The organism is Variovorax sp. FG153 (genome assembly GCF_057809595.1).
In genome coordinates, this window is sequence record NZ_JBMDKG010000003.1 from 32,944 (window position 1) to 49,452 (window position 16,509).

Consider the following 16,509-nt stretch of genomic DNA (forward strand, 5'->3'; position numbering starts at 1 on the left):
CCCTGCCGGGGCGAGCCGTGAGCAGGCGTTCGTTGCGACGCCCCGCGCTGAAAGTGCGCACCACCGGCCTTTTCTTCGCGCGGCCATGGCCTCGGCGCGAGTTTTCGGAATGATCGACCGTATTTTATGAGGCCCACGCTGCCCGCCGCATCCACAGGGAGACGCCGACCCGCACGCCCCGCCGAGCTGACCAAGGCCCAATTGCAGGCCCGGGTGCATGCGCTCGAGCAGCAGGTGGCGGCCATGGAGCGCTCGACCAGCTGGCGGCTCACGGCCCCGGTGCGCTGGGCCAGCCGGGTGGTGCAGCGCCTGCGCGGCGGGCCGCCGCTGCCGGCGGGCATCGCGGGCGGCAACTACGCGGAATGGATCGCGCGGTCGGCGGCGCTGCAGGCGGGGCCGCTGGCGGCACTCGCGGCCGAGACGCAGGGCTGGTCCGAACGCCCGCTGATCTCGGTGCTGATGCCCACCTACAACCCCCAGCCGGCCTGGCTGCGCGAAGCCATTGCCTCGGTGCGCGCGCAGACCTACGACCGCTGGGAGCTCTGCATCGCCGACGATGCCTCGACCGATCCGCAGGTGGCGGCCCTCCTCGAGGCCGCGGCCGCCGAGGACAGCCGCATCCGCTGGGTCCGCCGGCCGGTCAACGGCCACATCTCCGAAGCCTCGAACAGCGCGCTGGCGCTGGTCGGTGGCGACTGGGTGGCGCTGATGGACCACGACGACCTGCTCGCGCCCGATGCGCTGCTGCGCGTCGCGCACGAGCTGCGCGCCCATCCCGAGGCGCGCATGGTCTATTCGGACGAGGACAAGATCGACGCCGCCGGCCGGCGCTACAACCCCTATTTCAAGCCCGACTGGAACCTCGAGCTGTTCCGCTCGCAGAACATGTTCTCGCACCTCGGGGTCTACCAGCGCGCGCTGGTGCTCGAGGTCGGCGGCTTCCGCAAGGGCTTCGAGGGCGCGCAGGACTACGACCTCGCGCTGCGCTGCATCGAGCGCATCGACCCGCTGCGGCAGGTGCGGCACATCCCGCACGTGCTCTACCACTGGCGCGCGCATGCCGAGAGCACGGCCCAGTCGGCCGGCGCCAAGCCCTATGCCGAGATCGCGGGCGAACGGGCCCTCGACGAGCATTTCGAGCGCATCGGCCTGGCCGCGCGCACCGAAAGCACGCCGCATGGCTACCGCACCCGGCTGGCGTCACCCGCGCGCTGGCCGAAGGTGTCGCTGGTGATCCCCACGCGCGATGCGCTGGGCCTGGTGCGTCAGTGCATCGAGAGCATCGTGGCGCTCTCGACCTACCCCGACTACGAGATCCTGCTGGTCGACAACGGCTCCACCGATCCCGAGGCGCTGCGCTACTTCGCCGAGCTGCGCGAGCAGCCGGGCTTCCAGGTGCTGCGCGACGACGGGCCGTTCGACTACGCGGCGCTCAACAACGCCGCGGTGGCACAGGCCCGGGGCGAACTGGTGGCGCTGATCAACAACGACATCGAGGTCATCACCCCCGACTGGCTCGAGGAGATGGTGGCGCTCGCGCTGCAGCCCGACGTCGGCGCGGTGGGCGCGAAGCTGCTCTACCCCGACGGCACGGTGCAGCACGCGGGCGTGGTGCTGGGCATCGGCGGCATCGCCGGCCATGCCCACAAGCACCTGCCGCGCGCGGAGGGCGGCTACTTCAACCGCGCGCAGCTGATCCAGTCCTTCGAGGCCGTGACCGCGGCCTGCCTGGTGGTGCGCAAGGCCGTCTACCAGCAGGTGGGCGGGCTCGATGCCGACCACCTCAAGATCTCGTACAACGACATCGACTTCTGCCTGCGCCTGCGCGAGGCCGGCTACCGCAACGTCTGGACGCCGCATGCGGAGCTCTACCACCATGAATCGGCCACCCGGCCGCGCGACCTGGATCCGGCCCAGCGCGAGCGCGCGGCGCGAGAAGAGAACCACATGAAGACCCGCTGGGCCGCCGTGCTCGACCGAGATCCCGCCTACAACCCGAACCTGAGCCTGGCCTCGGAAGACTTCGCGCTGGCCTGGCCGCCGAGGCCCGTGCCGGAGGTGCGGCCATGAACCGCCTCCTGCGTGCCTTGAGCTTCGTCCCGAACGCTCTCTACAAGGGCGGCGGCCTCGGCGGCACCGCACGCCGCGCCGTGAAGATCCTGCGCCAGTCGGGCCTGCGCGGCGTGGTGCGCTCGGTCAGCGTGCTGCTGCGCAACGACGGCCCGCCGCTGATGGCCGATGCCTCGCGGCCCGACCGCTTCCAGTACCGCGAATGGGTCAAGCGCCATGACGCGCCGCTCGCGCCGGCGCAGCGCCAGGCGCTCGAAGCGCAGGCCGGCGGCTGGCCGCGCCAGCCCGGCTTCGTGCTGGTGATGGCGCTCGATGGCGCCGATGCGCAGCAGGCGGAGCGCGCCGTGGCTTCGGTGCGCGACCAGGTCTTCGCGCACTGGCGGCTGGTGCTCGCGGCCGGCCCGGGCACGGCGCAGGAGGTCAAGGCGCTGGCCGGCCGGCTGGCCGCGGCCGAGCCGCGCATCGAGTTCGCCGAGGCGACGCTCGCGCAGGCCTTCAACGCCGCCGACCCCAGTGCCGACGGCTGGCTCGCCGCCTGCGATGCGCGCGATGCGCTGGCCGCCGATGCGCTGTGGCGCGTGGCCGAGGCCGCCGTGGCCCATCCCGAGGCCGCGCTGATCTACACCGACGAGGACCGGATCGCGGCCGACGGGCAGCGCTCGGCGCCGTACTTCAAGCCCGACTGGAACCTCGACCTGCTGCGCTCGCAGGACTTCGTCTCGCGGCTGGCCTTCTTCGCGGCGCCGCTGCTGCGCGAGGTGGGCCGGCTCGACGAGCGCTTCGGCGACGCGGCGCGCTACGACCTGGTGCTGCGCGCGGCCGAACGCCTCGATGCGGCGCGCATCGTCCATGTGCCGAAGGCGCTGTACCACCGCCATGTGGCCTCCGAAGAGGCGGTGCATGCGATGGACCCGGCCGAGTACGCGCCCGAGGGCGGCGAGCGCGCGCTGCAGGCGCACCTGGCGCGCGGCGGCATCGAGGCCACGGCCGAGCGCGCGGGCGCCGGCTTCCGCGTGCGCCATGCGCTGCCGGCCGAGCTGCCGCTGGTGTCGCTGTTCATTCCCACGCGCAACGGCCTGAAGCTGGTGCGCCAGTGCATCGAGAGCATCCTCGAGAAGACCCTCTACCCGCGCTACGAGATCATCCTGATCGACAACGGCTCGGACGACCCCGAGGCGCTGCGCTACTTCGAGGAGATCTCGGCGCGCGCGGGCGTGCGCGTGCTGCGCGACGACAGCCCCTTCAACTACTCGGCGCTCAACAACCAGGCCGCGGCGGTCGCCAGGGGCGAAGTCTTCGGCCTCATCAACAACGACATCGAGGTGATCTCGCCCGACTGGCTCGGCGAGATGGTCTCGATCGCGCTGCAGCCCGGCGTGGGCGCCGTGGGCGCGCGGCTGTGGTATCCCGAGAACACGCTGCAGCATGCGGGCGTGGTGCTGGGCTACCGCGGCGGCGTGGCCGACCATGCGCACCGCCGGCTCGGCCAGGGCGACGCCGGCTACTTCGGGCGCGCGGCGCTGCTGCAGGGCTTCTCGGCCGTGACGGCCGCCTGCCTGATCGTGCGGCGCGCGCTCTACGAACAGGTGGGCGGGCTCGACGAGAAGAACCTCAAGGTCGCCTACAACGACGTCGACTTCTGCCTGCGGCTGCGCGAGGCCGGCTACCGCAACGTCTGGACGCCCCATGCCGAGCTCTACCACCACGAGTCGGCCACGCGGCCCTCGGACCTGTCGGAGGCGCAGATCCAGCGCTTCCTCGGCGAGGAGGGCTACATGAAGCAGCGCTGGGGCGAGTTGCTGTTCAACGACCCGGCCTACAACCCGAACCTGAGCCTCGCGATCGAGGACTTCAGCTATGCCTGGCCGCCGCGCGCGCCGAAGGGGCTGGCGCCATGAGCGAGGTGGCGGCTTCTTCCGCCGGGGCACTGACCGTCTCGGTCGCCCTGTGCACCTACAACGGCGAGCGCTTCGTGCGCGAGCAGGTCCGCAGCATCTGCCTGCAGACCCGGCCGCCGATGGAGATCGTGCTGTCCGACGACGCCTCGCGCGATGCCTGCGTCGAGGTGGCCCGCGCCACCGTCGAGGAATGCCTGCGCGAGCGGCCCGGCCTCGCGATCGCGCTGCGCGTCATCGTCAATCCCGTTGGCCTGCGCGTGGTCAAGAACTTCGAGCAGGCGGTGCGCGCCTGCGGCGGCACGCTGATCGCGCTGTCGGACCAGGACGATGCCTGGGTGCCCGAGCGGCTCGAGCGGCTGGTGGCCGAGTTCGAGCGCCGGCCCGAGCTGCGGCTGCTGCACTCGGACGCGCGCCTCGTCGACGCCGAGGGCGCGCCGCTGGGCGGCACGCTGTTCCATGCGATCGAGGTCACGGCCAGCGAGCTCGAGCGCATGCATGCGGGCCAGGCCTTCGACGTGCTCCTGCGCCGCAACATCGTCACCGGCGCGACCACGGTGTTCCACCGCGAGCTGCTCGACGCGGTGCTGCCGTTCCCGGTCGAATGGGTGCACGACGAGTGGATCGCCACGGTGGCCTCGGCCTTCGCGCGCATCGACACCGTCGAGGCGCAGCTGATCGACTACCGCCAGCATGGCGGCAACCAGATCGGCGCGCGGCGCGACACCTTCATGGAGAAGGTGCGCAAGGCCCTGGCCTCGCGCGGCACCACCCACGTCGAGCGCGCGCGCAAGGCCGAGCTGCTGCTCGAGCGCCTCGAGCAGGTGGCGCGCGCGGGCCGCCCGGTGACCGCCGACACCCTCGACAAGCTGCGCGGCAAGATCGTGCACCAGCGCTTCCGCACGCAGCTGCCGGCCTCGCGCTGGGCGCGCGTGCTGCCGATCCTGCGCGAGGCCCGGACCGGTCGCTACGACCGCTTCGGCCGCGGTTTTCGCGGCGTGGTGCGCGATCTGTTCGAATCCGTCTGATCCATTCCCGAGCCATTCGTGAGCCACATTCCCCAGACCCCCGCCTCCGCGCCGCCGACCGTGGTGGTCGTGATCCCGTTCTACAACGGCTCGGCCTTCATCGAGCGCTCGGTGGCGAGCGTGTTCGCGCAGTCGATGCCGGCCAGCGAGGTCATCGTGGTCAACGACGGCTCGCGTCCCGAGGAGCGAGCCAGCCTCGACGCGCTGGCCGCGCGCTTCCCGTTCCGCATCCTCGACAAGGAGAACGGCGGCCAGGGCTCGGCGCGCAACGCCGGCGTGGCGGCCTCGACGGCCGAGTACATCTGCTTCCTCGACCAGGACGACTTCTATCTGTCGAACCACATCGAGATCCTGGTCAAGGGCATCCCGGCCGATGACCCGCGCCTGGGCTTCGTCTACGCCGACCTGGCCGAGGCCGATGGCGAGGGCAACATCATCCGCGCGGCGATGGTCAAGGACCACACGCCGCATCACCCGAAGACCAACATCTTCGAGATGCTGCGCCACGACATCTTCGTGCTGCCCTCGGCCGCGATCGTGACGCGCAAGGCCTTCGACGCGGTGGGCGGCTTCGACACCCAGTTCATGGGCTTCGAGGACGACGACCTGTTCCTGCGCATCTTCCGCAAGGGCTTCACGAACCACTTCATCGACAAGGTGGTCACGGTCTGGTGCATCCACACCGGCAGCACCTCGTTCGACATGCGCATGATCCGCAGCCGCTTCAAGTACTTCAAGAAGCTGGTCGGCATGTTCCCCGACGAACCCCGGCGCAACCGCTACGTGCTGCGCGACTGCCTGATGCCGCGCTTCGGCCGCTTCTTCATGGACCACGTGATCGAGGCAGTGAAGGCCAACGACCCGAACCGCGCCGAGATGAGCGCGGTGCTCGCCGAATACGCGGCGATCGTCTATGCGAGCCCGGCGGTCAGCGGCCGCAAGAAGCTCGAGCTGCGCGCCACCGTCTTCATGGCCGAGCACAGCCCGCCGGGGCTGATCCGCGCCATCGGCAAGCTGACGCGGCTGCCCGGGGTGCGCTCGTTGCGCCGATTGCTGGGCTGAGGGGCGGGGCCGATCAGGCCGCCTGGCGGCGCAGTCGGCGATAGCGCCAGAACGCGCTCGAAGCCCAGATCTTCAGCAGGCTGGTGACATGCCAGTAGAGGTACTTGCCGCTGCGGTGGCTCGCGCGCTGCGCGTCGTGCCGCGCGCGCAGCTGCTCGCCGACCTGCAGCCGCCAGCCGGCCAGCTGCACCCGCGCGCAGATGTCGAAGTCCTCGCCGTACATGAAGAAGCGCTCGTCGAAACCGCGCACGGCGGCATAGGCCTCGGCGCGGAACAGCATGAACAGGCCCGGCACCCAGGCCGGAACCGTGGGGCGTGCATAGCCGGGCTTCTTGCGCGTGAGGATCTCCAGCGGCGTCAGGATGTCGCGGTGCTGCTCGGGCTCGCGTTTGCCGGGCTCCATGATGCGCGGCGTGAGCAGCCCCGCGTCGGGTGCCGCCAGCGCGACCAGCGGCGCCAGCACATCGGCATCGAAACGGATATCGGGGTTGAGCACCAGGAACCATGGCGTGGCGCAGCGCTCGAAGGCCTGGTTGTGGTTGGCGCCGAAGCCCTTGGGCTGCGCGTTCTCGATGCGTTCGAGCGCGAAGCCCCAGGCGGCGCCGGCCAGCGGCGCATCGGACTCGGGGATGTTCAGCGTCAGCACCACCTTGGCCACCTGTTCGCGGCTGAAGCGGTTGATCTGGTCGAGCAGGGGGCGCACGAGTTCGAGCTGCCCGTGGCTCACGATCGAAATCGTGACGGCGGGGGAGGTCGTAGCGGGGATGGCCATGGTCTAATTTCGCCCGGGGATTCTAGGGGCCCCGCTACCACCCATGATTGCCCTGATCGTCATCAGCTTCTTCGTCTCCGCCTTCGCGGTCCAGATCTTCATGCGCCGCGCGCGCCGCCATGCGCGGCTGTACGGCGCCGACATGCCGCAGCGCTTCCACAAGGGCCACGTGCCGCGGCTGGGGGGCGCGGGCATCATCCTCGGCATGGGCGTGGCCTGGCTCGCGGCCGGCATCACCGGCACCGATCCGTTCAACGTCTCGTGGCCCGTGTCGGCCTCGATGCTGATGCTGGTCTGCATCCTGCCGGCCGTGCTCGGCGGCATCGTCGAGGACGTCACGCAGCGCGTGCAGGTGCGCTGGCGGCTGATGCTCACCCTGGGCGCGGCGCTGCTCGTGTGCTGGGTGCATGGCCTGAGCCTCGCGCGCACCGGCATCCCGCTGGTCGACGGCTGGCTCGCGGCCGTGCCCTATGCCTCGGTGCTGTTCGCCGCGCTCGCGATCGGCGGCCTGCCGCATGCCTTCAACATCATCGACGGCTACAACGGCCTCGCGGGCACGGTGGCGGTGCTGGTCTGCCTCGCGATCTCGCACGTGGCGCTGCAGCTCGGCGACCGCCAGCTCGCGGCCATGATGGTCTGCCTGGTCGGCGCGACCTTCGGCTTCCTGATCTGGAACTATCCGCGCGGCAAGATCTTCGCGGGCGACGGCGGCGCCTACGTCTGGGGCATGGTGATCGCCGTGGCCTGCGTCACGCTGGTGCAGCGCCACCGCGTGGTCTCGCCCTGGTTCCCGATGCTGCTCTTGATCTACCCGGTGTGGGAGACCCTGTTCTCCATCTACCGCAAGCTCGCGCGCGGCCAGTCGCCGGGCACGGCCGATGCGCTGCACTTCCACCAGCTGATCTTCCGCCGCATCGTGCGCGTGGCCTTCGCCGACGACGAGGCGCGCCAGCTGCTCGCGCGCAACAACCGCACCTCGCCCTACCTGTGGATCTTCGCCGCGATGTCGGTGGTGCCGGCGGTGCTGTTCTGGAACAACACCCTGGTGCTGATGTTCTTCTGTCTTCTGTTCGTCACGACCTACGTCGGCGCCTACCTCATGATCGTGCGCTTCAAGGTGCCGCGCTGGCTGCGGCCCTGACCGTTCGTCTTTGCGAGAATCCCGTCCCATCGTCCACCGTCCCGGAGCCTGACCGCCCATGACCGACCCCGTCCTCAACATTCCCCCGCGCGACAAGGCCGAGATCCTGGCCCAGGCGCTGCCGTACATCCGCAAGTTCCACGGCAAGACCATCGTCATCAAGTACGGCGGCAACGCCATGACCGACCCGGCGCTGCAGGCCGACTTCGCGGAAGACGTGGTGCTGCTCAAGCTGGTCGGCATGAACCCGGTGGTGGTGCACGGCGGCGGCCCGCAGATCGAGGCCGCGCTCAACCGCCTGGGCAAGAAGGGCAGCTTCATCCAGGGCATGCGCGTGACCGACGCCGAGACCATGGAAGTCGTCGAATGGGTGCTGGCCGGCGAGGTGCAGCAGGACATCGTGGGCCTGATCAACCAGGCCGGCGGCAAGGCCGTGGGCCTGACCGGTCGCGACGGCGGCCTGATCCGCGCGCAGAAGCTCAAGCTGGCCGACCGCGCCGATCCCAACGTGCAGCACGACGTGGGCCAGGTCGGCGACATCGTCTCGATCGACCCGAGCGTGGTCAAGGCGCTGCAGGACGATGCCTTCATCCCCGTCGTGAGCCCGATCGGCTTCGGCGAGGAGAACGAGAGCTACAACATCAACGCCGACGTGGTGGCCGGCAAGCTGGCCACTGTGCTCAAGGCCGAGAAGCTGATGCTCTTGACCAACACGCCCGGCGTGCTCGACAAGGACGGCAAGCTGCTCACCAACCTGAGCGCGCGCGAGATCGACGACCTGTTCGCCGACGGCACGATCTCGGGCGGCATGCTGCCGAAGATCGAGGGCGCGCTCGATGCGGCCAAGAGCGGCGTCAATGCCGTGCACATCATCGACGGCCGTGTGCCGCACGCGATGCTGCTCGAGATCCTGACCGACCAGGCCTACGGCACGATGATCCGCGCGCGCTGAAGCCGCGCGTGTCGATGACGAACGTGTTCCGGCGCGCCGGCCTGCTGCTGGCGTGCCTGTTGCTGGGGGGTGCCCTGTCGGTGGCGCTCGGGCAGGATGCCAACTGGGACCTGCGCAACTACCACCTCTACAACGCCTGGGCGCTGCTCACCGGCCGTTGGGGGCTGGACATGTACGCGGCGGGCATCCAGACCTATTTCAATCCGCTGCTGGACATTCCCTACTACCACGCAGCGTTCATCCATCTCGTGGACCGCCCGCGGGTCGTGGCCTTCCTGATGGGGCTGCCCTTCGGCCTGCTGGCGTTCGCGACCGCGTCCATTGCCCGTTCCGCGGTACAGGATCTGCCGTTGCGTTCGCCGCGTCCGCTGCTGCTGGCCTTTTGCGCCGCCATCTTCGGCCTGTCGGGCGCCGCGACGGTGAGCCAGCTCGGCACCACCTTCAACGAGATCCAGGTCGCCGCGCTGGTGCTGCTGGGCGTGATGTGCCTGTTGCGTGCGCTGTCCGGCGAGGCCGATGCCCGCGGGCGCGGCCTCGGCTTCGTCCTGCTCGGCGGGCTGTTGTTCGGGCTCGCGGCGGGCGCCAAGCTGACGGCCGCTGTCTATGCGCCGGCAGCCGTGCTGGGGTTGTTCCGGGCCCGGCGCGGCTGGCGCGCCGGGCTGGTCCGCGGCGTCGCCTTTTCCGCGGCCTGGTCGGCGGGCTTCGCGCTCACCTATGGCTGGTGGGGGCTCTTTCTCTATCGGCAGACCGGCAATCCGGTCTTTCCGTTCTTCGAGTCGTTCTTCCGCTCCGGCATGGTGCCGCCGGTCAGCGCCCGCGAGATGCGCTTCATGCCCGAGACGACGCTGGAAGTGCTGTTCTACCCGTTCCACTGGATGGACGACTCGACACTGACGGTGGCCGACGTCGCATTCAAGGATCCGCGCTTCGCGGTCGCCTATGGTGCCTTGATCCTCGCGGGCCTCGGCCTGCTCGCCACGCGCCTGCGGGGTCGCGCGGATGCCGTGCGACCCCGGGTCCTGCTGACCGCTCGCCTGCGCTTCCTGCTGATCTTCTGCGGCAGCGCCTTCCTGGTCTGGATGGGGCTCTTCTCCATCCTGCGCTACCTGGTGCCGGTGGAAGCGCTGCTCGGCGTGCTGCTGCTGATCGCCGTCGCCGTCCCGTTGGCCCGCGCCACGGGCCGTCCGGCATCGGGCACGGGCATGGTGTTGCTGCTGGTTGGCGCGGGCGTCGTCTCCGCCGCGGTCACGCGCTACCCCGAATGGGGCCGCCTCGAGCATGCGCCGCCGACGGCCGAGTTGGCCAATGTCAATTTGCCGCCGCACAGCCTGGTGCTGGCGTGGGCGCCGCCGCAGGCCTATGCGATGCCGTTCATCGAGCGGGCCAATCCCGGCACGCGTTTCCTCGGCGTGACCGGCGAGCTCGTGAGCGCGCGCGGCTACGGGCTCTGGACGCAATGGACGGCGCGGCTGCGCGCGCACCAAGGACCGGTGTTCATCATGCTGATCGACGACGAATTGCACTGGCCCGAGGTGCTGGGCGAACTGGGCTTCTCGCTGCCGCGCGAGCACTGCCAGAAGTTCAGCAGCCGGGTGTCGGGCGAGCTGAAGCTGTGCCCGCTGGTGCGCGAGGGTGCGGCGCCGGGCTGAGCCCTGGGATCGACGTCCGCCTTTCGGGGCCTCCGGGCGCACCGGAGGATGCGCTCACTGCTGTGCGAGAATCAATTGTTTACATCTTCCGCACGCGCCTCCCATGCAAAACGAAGAGACAGTCGTCCCCGGTGCAGAGACCCAGGCCGAAACCGCGCCGGCCGCCCCGGCGCGCAAGCGTCCCAAGCCCGGCGAGCGGCGCGTGCAGATCCTGCAGGCCCTGGCCGCGATGCTCGAGCAGCCCGGCGCCGAGCGCGTGACCACCGCTGCGCTGGCCGCCCGCCTCGAGGTCAGCGAGGCCGCGCTCTACCGCCACTTCGCGAGCAAGGCGCAGATGTTCGAGGGCCTGATCGACTTCATCGAGCAGAGCGTGTTCACCCTGGTCAACCAGATCCTCGAGCGCGAGGCCACGGGCAAGGAACAGGCGGCCCGCATCATCGCGATGCTGGTGCAGTTCGCCGAACGCAACCCCGGCATGACGCGCGTCATGGTCGGCGACGCGCTGGTCTACGAGAACGAGCGGCTGCAGCAACGCATGAACCAGTTCTTCGACAAGATCGAAGCCAGCATCCGCCAGGCGCTGCGCGAGGACCGCGCCGCCGAGGGCTCGGCCACGCCGAGCGTCGACGCGCAGGTGCGCGCCTCGGCGCTGACCTCGCTGGCGGTCGGCCGCCTGCAGCGCTTCGCGCGCTCGGGCTTCCGCCGCGAACCCTCCGAACATCTCGACGCACTGCTCGCGCTGGTGCTCTGACCCGCTGAGGACAGGGCCGCACAGCGGCCGCGACTTATCGCCGGCATAGGCAATCGCAATCGAAACTGGTCATTCGATTGTTGAAAATAAACGGGCTCCCACAACCGATAGGAAAAGCCCAATGACCGAATCCCGCAAGCTCACCACCGAGAACGGCGCGCCCGTCGAGAACAATCAGCAGTCGCAGACCGCGGGCGTGAACGGCCCCGTGCTGATGCAGGACCATCACCTGATCGAGAAGCTCGCGCGCTTCGACCGCGAGCGCATCCCCGAGCGCGTGGTGCATGCGCGCGGCTCGGGTGCCTTCGGTACCTTCGAGGTGACGGCCGACGTCACGAAGTGGACCAAGGCGAAATTCCTCGGCCAGGTCGGCAAGAAGACCGAGGTGCTGGCGCGCTTCTCGACCGTGGCGCTCGAACTGGGCTCGGCCGACACGGTGCGCGATCCGCGCGGCTTCGCGCTCAAGTTCTACACCGAGGAAGGCAACTACGACCTGGTGGGCAACAACACGCCGATCTTCTTCATCCGCGATCCGCTCAAGTTCCCCGACTTCATCCATTCGCAGAAGCGCGACCCCTACAGCCACGTGCAGGAGCCCGACAACGCCTGGGACTTCTTCTCGCACTCGCCCGAGGCCACGCACCAGTTCACCTGGCTGTTCGGCGACCGCGGCATTCCGAGGAGCTACCGCCACATGGACGGCTTCGGCTCGCACACCTTCCAGTGGGTCAATGCGCAGGGCGAGGCCTTCTGGGTCAAGTACCACTTCAAGACCAACCAGGGCATCGAGACCTTCGTCGCGGAAGAAGCACAGCGCGTGGGCGGCGAGAACCCGAACCACCACCACCTCGACCTGCTGCACTCGATCGAGCGCGGCGAGTTCCCGAGCTGGCGCGTGCAGGTGCAGATCATGCCGGTGGCCGAGGCGCAGAGCTACCGCTTCAATCCCTTCGACCTGACCAAGGTCTGGTCGCACAAGGACTATCCGAAGATCGACATCGGCATCCTCACGCTGAACCGCAACCCCGACAACTACTTCGCCGAGATCGAGCAGGCCGCGTTCAACCCGGCCAACTTCGTGCCCGGCATCGGCCCCTCGCCCGACAAGATGCTGCAGGGCCGCCTGTTCAGCTACGGCGACACGCAGCGCTACCGCCTGGGCATCAACCACACGCAACTGCCCGTGAACCGGCCGCATGCGACCACGGCGCAGAACTACGGCCGCGACGGCGCGATGCGCGGCGACGGCAACGGCGGCCGCGGCCCGAACTACGAGCCCAACAGCTTCAGCGATGCGCCGAAGCAGAGCAACGAGCCGGTGTATGCGCCGCTGCAGATCCACGGCTGGACCGGCAGCCACCAGTGGCAGCAGCACCCCGAGGACACCGATTTCGTGCAGGCCGGCGACCTCTACCGCCTGATGGACGAAGCCGCGAAGCAGCGCCTGGTGAACAACATCGCGGGCGGACTGGGCGCGGTCCGGCGGCAGGACATCATCGACCGTTCGCTGAGCTACTTCCGCCAGGCCGATGCAGACTACGGCGCGCGGCTCCAGAAGGCGATCGAGGCCGTGCAGGCCAGGATCAAGGGCGACGACACCAGCGTGCAGGTCGGCAAGCCCGCGCACGACGCCAGCAAGAGCTAGCGATATCAGGCGGCGACCGCGACCCCCACCTTCGCGCCCGCCGCCACGATCTCCCCCCAGGTCGCATCGTCGACCCAGATCCCGTCGCGCTGGCGCGCCGCGCGCGCCTTGCGCTCGGGCTCGCCCGCGATCTGCACCGCGTCGAAGCCCTGGCCCGGCGGGCTGCGGCGCAGCCACTCGACGAACTCGCGCGCCTCCTGGTCGAAGCTGGCCTGGGTGCCCAGGCGCTCGGGATCGATCAGCACGGTGAGCATGCCGTTGAGCACGCTGCGGCTGGTGTCGGCCGGCCGGTGCCAGGTGCCGCCGCCGGTCAGCGCGCCGCCCAGCAGCTCGCAGGCCAGCGCCATGCCGTAGCCCTTGTGCTCGCCGAAGGTCATGAGCGCGCCGAACAGGCCGTTGCCCTGCGGCACCACCACCACGCCGGGGTCGTCGGTGGGCGCGCCGTTCTCGTCGATGAGGTAGCCCGGGGGCACGCGCTCGCCCTTGTTGTGGGCCACGCGCATCTTGCCCTGCGCCACGCGGCTGGTGGCGTAGTCGAGCACGAAGGGCTCGGCGCCCGCGAGCGGTATGCCGATGCAGCAGGGGTTGGTGCCGAAGCGCCCGTCGCCGCCGCCCCAGGGCGCGACCACCGGGCGCGAGAGCACGTTGACGAAGTGCATCGACACCAGCCCGTGCGAGGTCGCCATCTCGGCGAAGTGGCCGATGCGGCCCAGGTGGTGCGCATGCGCGAGCGTGAGGATGCAGCTGCCGTGGCGGCGCGCGCGCTCGATGCCGAGCTCCATCGCCTGCACGCCCACCACCTGCCCGTAGCCGTGCTGGCCATCGAGCGAGAGCATCGTGCCGATGTCGAGGTTGATGCGCACCGCCGCGTTGGGATGCAGGCCGCCTTCGGCCACGGCGTCGATGTAGCGCGGCAGCATGCCCACGCCGTGCGAGTCGTGGCCGCTGAGGTTGGCCATCACGAGGTTGGCCGCGACCTGTTCGGCCTCGGCCTGCTGGCTGCCCGCGGCGCGCAGGATGCTCGCGACGGTGGATTGCAGGCTGTCGGCCTGCAGTGTTCTCGGCATGGTTCAGATTCCTTTGGCGTTCACGGTGATGGCGTAGAGCGAGGTGGTGGCGCAGACGAACAGGCGGTTGCGCTTGGGCCCGCCGAAGCAGACATTGGCCACGCGCTCGGGCACGCGCAGCTTGCCCAGCAGCGTGCCGTCGGGGTGGTAGACATGCACGCCGTCGGCGGCGCTGGTCCAGATCCGGCCCTCGATGTCGAGCCGGAAGCCGTCGAACAGGCCCGCGCTGCATTCGGCGAACACCTCGCCGCCGCGCAGGCTCCTGTTGTCCGGGTTGACGAAGAAGCGGCGGATGTGCCGCGGCCCGTTGGGGTCATGGCTCGCGCCGGTGTCGGCGATGTAGAGCAGGGATTCGTCGGGCGAGAAGGCCAGCCCGTTGGGCTTCACGAAATCGTCGGCCACGCGCTCGACCGCGCCGCTGGCCGGGTCGATGCGATAGACATGGCAGGCCCCGATCTCGCTGTCGGCGCGCAGGCCCTCGTAGTCCGACAGGATGCCGTAGCTCGGGTCGGTGAACCACACGCCGCCGTCCGAATGCACCACCACGTCGTTCGGCGAGTTGAGCCGCCGGCCCTGCCAGTGCGAGGCCAGCACGGTGATCGAGCCGTCGTGCTCGGTGCGCACCACGCGGCGCGCCAGGTGCTCGCAGCTCACGAGCCGGCCCTGGCGGTCGACGGTGTTGCCGTTGGTGTTGTTCGCGGGTTCGCGCAGCACCGCGGCCTGGCCGTTGCGCTCGTCCCAGCGCAGCATGCGGTCGTTCGGAATGTCGGACCACACCAGCGTGCGCAGCGCGCCGAACCAGGCCGGGCCCTCGCACCAGCGCCCGCCGGTCCACAGCCGCTCGAGCCGCTCGGGCTTGGGCACCAGGCCTGTGAAGCGCGGGTCCAGCGTCTCGAAGCCGGTGCCTTCCAGCGCACCGAAGGGAAGCGTCGTCATCGGCCGTGCGCTCCTACATCACAGCGCCGACTTGCCAGGGCACGAACTCGTTCTGCCCGTAGCCGTGCTGCTCGCTCTTCGAGGGCGCGCCCGAGGCCGTGGCCAGCACCAGCTCGAAGATGCGCTGGCCCATCTCCTGGATCGAGGCCGTGCCGTCGACGATCTCGCCGCAGTTGATGTCCATGTCCTCCTCCTGCCGCTTCCACAGCGCCGAGTTGGTCGCGAGCTTGAGCGAAGGCGAGGGCGCGCAGCCGTAGGCCGAGCCGCGGCCGGTGGTGAAGCAGATCAGGTTGGCGCCGCCGGCCACCTGGCCCGTGGCACTCACGGGGTCGTAGCCCGGCGTGTCCATGTAGACGAAGCCGTGCGCCGTCACCGGCTCGGCGTATTCGTAGACCGCCTCGAGGTTGCTGGTGCCGCCCTTGGCCACCGCGCCCAGCGACTTTTCGAGGATGGTGGTGAGGCCGCCCGCCTTGTTGCCCGGCGAGGGGTTGTTGTTCATCTCGCCCTCGTTGATGGCCGTGTAGTGCTCCCACCACTTGATGCGGTCCACCAGCTTCTGGCCCACCTCGCGCCGCACCGCGCGCCGCGTCAGCAGGTGCTCGGCGCCGTAGACCTCGGGCGTCTCGCTCAAGATCGCGGTGCCGCCATGCGCCACCAGCAGGTCGACCGCCACGCCCAGCGCGGGGTTGGCGCTGATGCCCGAGTAGCCGTCGGAGCCGCCGCACTGCAGCCCGATCGTGATGTGGGCCGCGCTGCAGGGTTCGCGCGTCACGGCATTGGCGCGCGGCAGCATCTCCTCGATCAGCGCCACGCCCTTGTCGACGGTCTTGCGCGTGCCGCCCGTGTCCTGGATGTTGAAGACGCGCAGGTTCTCGCCCTCGGCGAGGTTGCCGGTCGCGAGCCAGGCGTTGATCTGGTTGGCCTCGCAGCCCAGGCCCACCACCAGCACGGCCGCGAAGTTGGCATGCGTGGCATAGCCGGTCAGCGTGCGCTCGAGGATCTGCATGCCCGTGCCCTGCGTGTCCATGCCGCAGCCGGTGCCGTGCGTCAGCGCGATCACGCCGTCGACGTTGGGATAGGCCGCGAGCGCCGCCGGGTTGGTCTTGCGCGAGAAGTGATCGGCGATCGCGCGCGCGGCCGTGGCCGAGCAGTTCACGCTGGTCAGCACGCCGATGTAGTTGCGCGTGGCCACGCGGCCGTCGGCACGCCTGATGCCCATGAAGGTCGCCTCGCGCTTCGCGGGCGCGGGCTTCACGTCGGCGCCGAAGGCGTAGTCGCGCGCGAAGTCGCCCTTGTCAGGGCCCATGTCGAGGTTGTGCACGTGCACGTGCTCGCCGGGCGCGATCGGCTTGCTCGCGAAGCCGATGATCTGGTTGTAGCGGCGCACCGGTTCGCCGGCCGCGATGGCGCGCATCGCGACCTTGTGGCCCGGCGGTATCAGGCCGTGGACCTTGACCTCCTCGACGACGGTGCCGCCGAGCAGTTGCGAGCGCGCGATGACGACGTCGTCGGCGGGATGGAGTCTTATGTAGGGATTCATC

The 16,509-nt window shown here is 69.8% G+C and carries 13 protein-coding genes; 9 read left to right on the top strand and 4 right to left on the bottom strand.

What is annotated here, in order from left to right:
* Positions 1-126: 126 nt before the first annotated feature.
* The 4 genes from ACODT0_RS05395 to ACODT0_RS05410 are packed head-to-tail and all read left to right on the top strand — an operon-like array spanning position 127 to position 6,055.
* Positions 127-2,070: a glycosyltransferase family 2 protein gene (locus tag ACODT0_RS05395; RefSeq protein ID WP_489040797.1), complete on the top strand. Its 1,944-nt coding sequence runs from the start codon at positions 127-129 to the stop codon at positions 2,068-2,070.
* Positions 2,067-3,968, top strand: coding sequence for a glycosyltransferase family 2 protein (locus ACODT0_RS05400; protein ID WP_489040798.1), 1,902 nt, complete (start codon positions 2,067-2,069; stop codon positions 3,966-3,968). Before ACODT0_RS05395 ends, ACODT0_RS05400 begins: the two co-directional genes overlap by 4 nt.
* Positions 3,965-4,993: a glycosyltransferase family 2 protein gene (locus ACODT0_RS05405; protein WP_489040799.1), complete on the top strand. Its 1,029-nt coding sequence runs from the start codon at positions 3,965-3,967 to the stop codon at positions 4,991-4,993. The genes ACODT0_RS05400 and ACODT0_RS05405 overlap by 4 nt, the downstream gene beginning before the upstream one ends.
* 18 nt (positions 4,994-5,011) lie before the next feature.
* A complete protein-coding gene (locus ACODT0_RS05410; protein ID WP_489040800.1) occupies positions 5,012-6,055 on the top strand; it encodes a glycosyltransferase family 2 protein in 1,044 nt (347 codons plus the stop codon).
* 13 nt (positions 6,056-6,068) lie between these two features.
* On the opposite strand, the gene ACODT0_RS05415 is transcribed toward ACODT0_RS05410, so the two are convergent.
* Positions 6,069-6,827, bottom strand: coding sequence for a glycosyltransferase family 2 protein (locus ACODT0_RS05415; RefSeq protein WP_489040801.1), 759 nt, complete (start codon positions 6,825-6,827; stop codon positions 6,069-6,071).
* A gap of 43 nt (positions 6,828-6,870) precedes the next feature.
* Here ACODT0_RS05415 and ACODT0_RS05420 point away from each other — a divergent pair, with 43 nt between their 5' ends.
* From ACODT0_RS05420 to ACODT0_RS05440, 5 genes are all read left to right on the top strand, one after another.
* Positions 6,871-7,968 (top strand): glycosyltransferase family 4 protein, encoded by a 1,098-nt coding sequence (locus ACODT0_RS05420; protein WP_057590930.1) that lies wholly within the window; start codon positions 6,871-6,873, stop codon positions 7,966-7,968.
* Positions 7,969-8,026: 58 nt separating this feature from the next.
* The gene (argB, locus tag ACODT0_RS05425; RefSeq protein WP_057590931.1) at positions 8,027-8,920 is read left to right on the top strand and encodes an acetylglutamate kinase; all 894 of its coding nucleotides are present in this window, start codon (positions 8,027-8,029) and stop codon (positions 8,918-8,920) included.
* A 14-nt stretch (positions 8,921-8,934) separates the two neighbouring features.
* Positions 8,935-10,569, top strand: a complete 1,635-nt coding sequence (locus ACODT0_RS05430; protein WP_489040802.1) for a hypothetical protein — start codon at positions 8,935-8,937, stop codon at positions 10,567-10,569.
* 103 nt (positions 10,570-10,672) lie between these two features.
* Positions 10,673-11,320, top strand: coding sequence for a nucleoid occlusion factor SlmA (gene slmA, locus ACODT0_RS05435; RefSeq protein ID WP_093353943.1), 648 nt, complete (start codon positions 10,673-10,675; stop codon positions 11,318-11,320).
* Between the two features lie 121 nt (positions 11,321-11,441).
* Positions 11,442-12,965, top strand: coding sequence for a catalase (locus ACODT0_RS05440; RefSeq protein WP_489040803.1), 1,524 nt, complete (start codon positions 11,442-11,444; stop codon positions 12,963-12,965).
* Positions 12,966-12,970: 5 nt separating this feature from the next.
* Here ACODT0_RS05440 and ACODT0_RS05445 read toward each other — a convergent pair whose 3' ends face one another.
* Genes ACODT0_RS05445 through ACODT0_RS05455 form a run of 3 tightly spaced genes read right to left on the bottom strand, consistent with a single transcriptional unit; the run spans position 12,971 to position 16,508 of the window.
* A complete protein-coding gene (locus tag ACODT0_RS05445) occupies positions 12,971-14,032 on the bottom strand; it encodes a malate/lactate/ureidoglycolate dehydrogenase (protein ID WP_489040804.1) in 1,062 nt (353 codons plus the stop codon).
* 3 nt (positions 14,033-14,035) lie between these two features.
* Positions 14,036-14,968: an SMP-30/gluconolactonase/LRE family protein gene (locus ACODT0_RS05450; RefSeq protein ID WP_489040805.1), complete on the bottom strand. Its 933-nt coding sequence runs from the start codon at positions 14,966-14,968 to the stop codon at positions 14,036-14,038.
* A gap of 13 nt (positions 14,969-14,981) precedes the next feature.
* A complete protein-coding gene (locus ACODT0_RS05455; RefSeq protein ID WP_057590937.1) occupies positions 14,982-16,508 on the bottom strand; it encodes a UxaA family hydrolase in 1,527 nt (508 codons plus the stop codon).
* Between the last annotated feature and the right edge of the window lies 1 nt (position 16,509).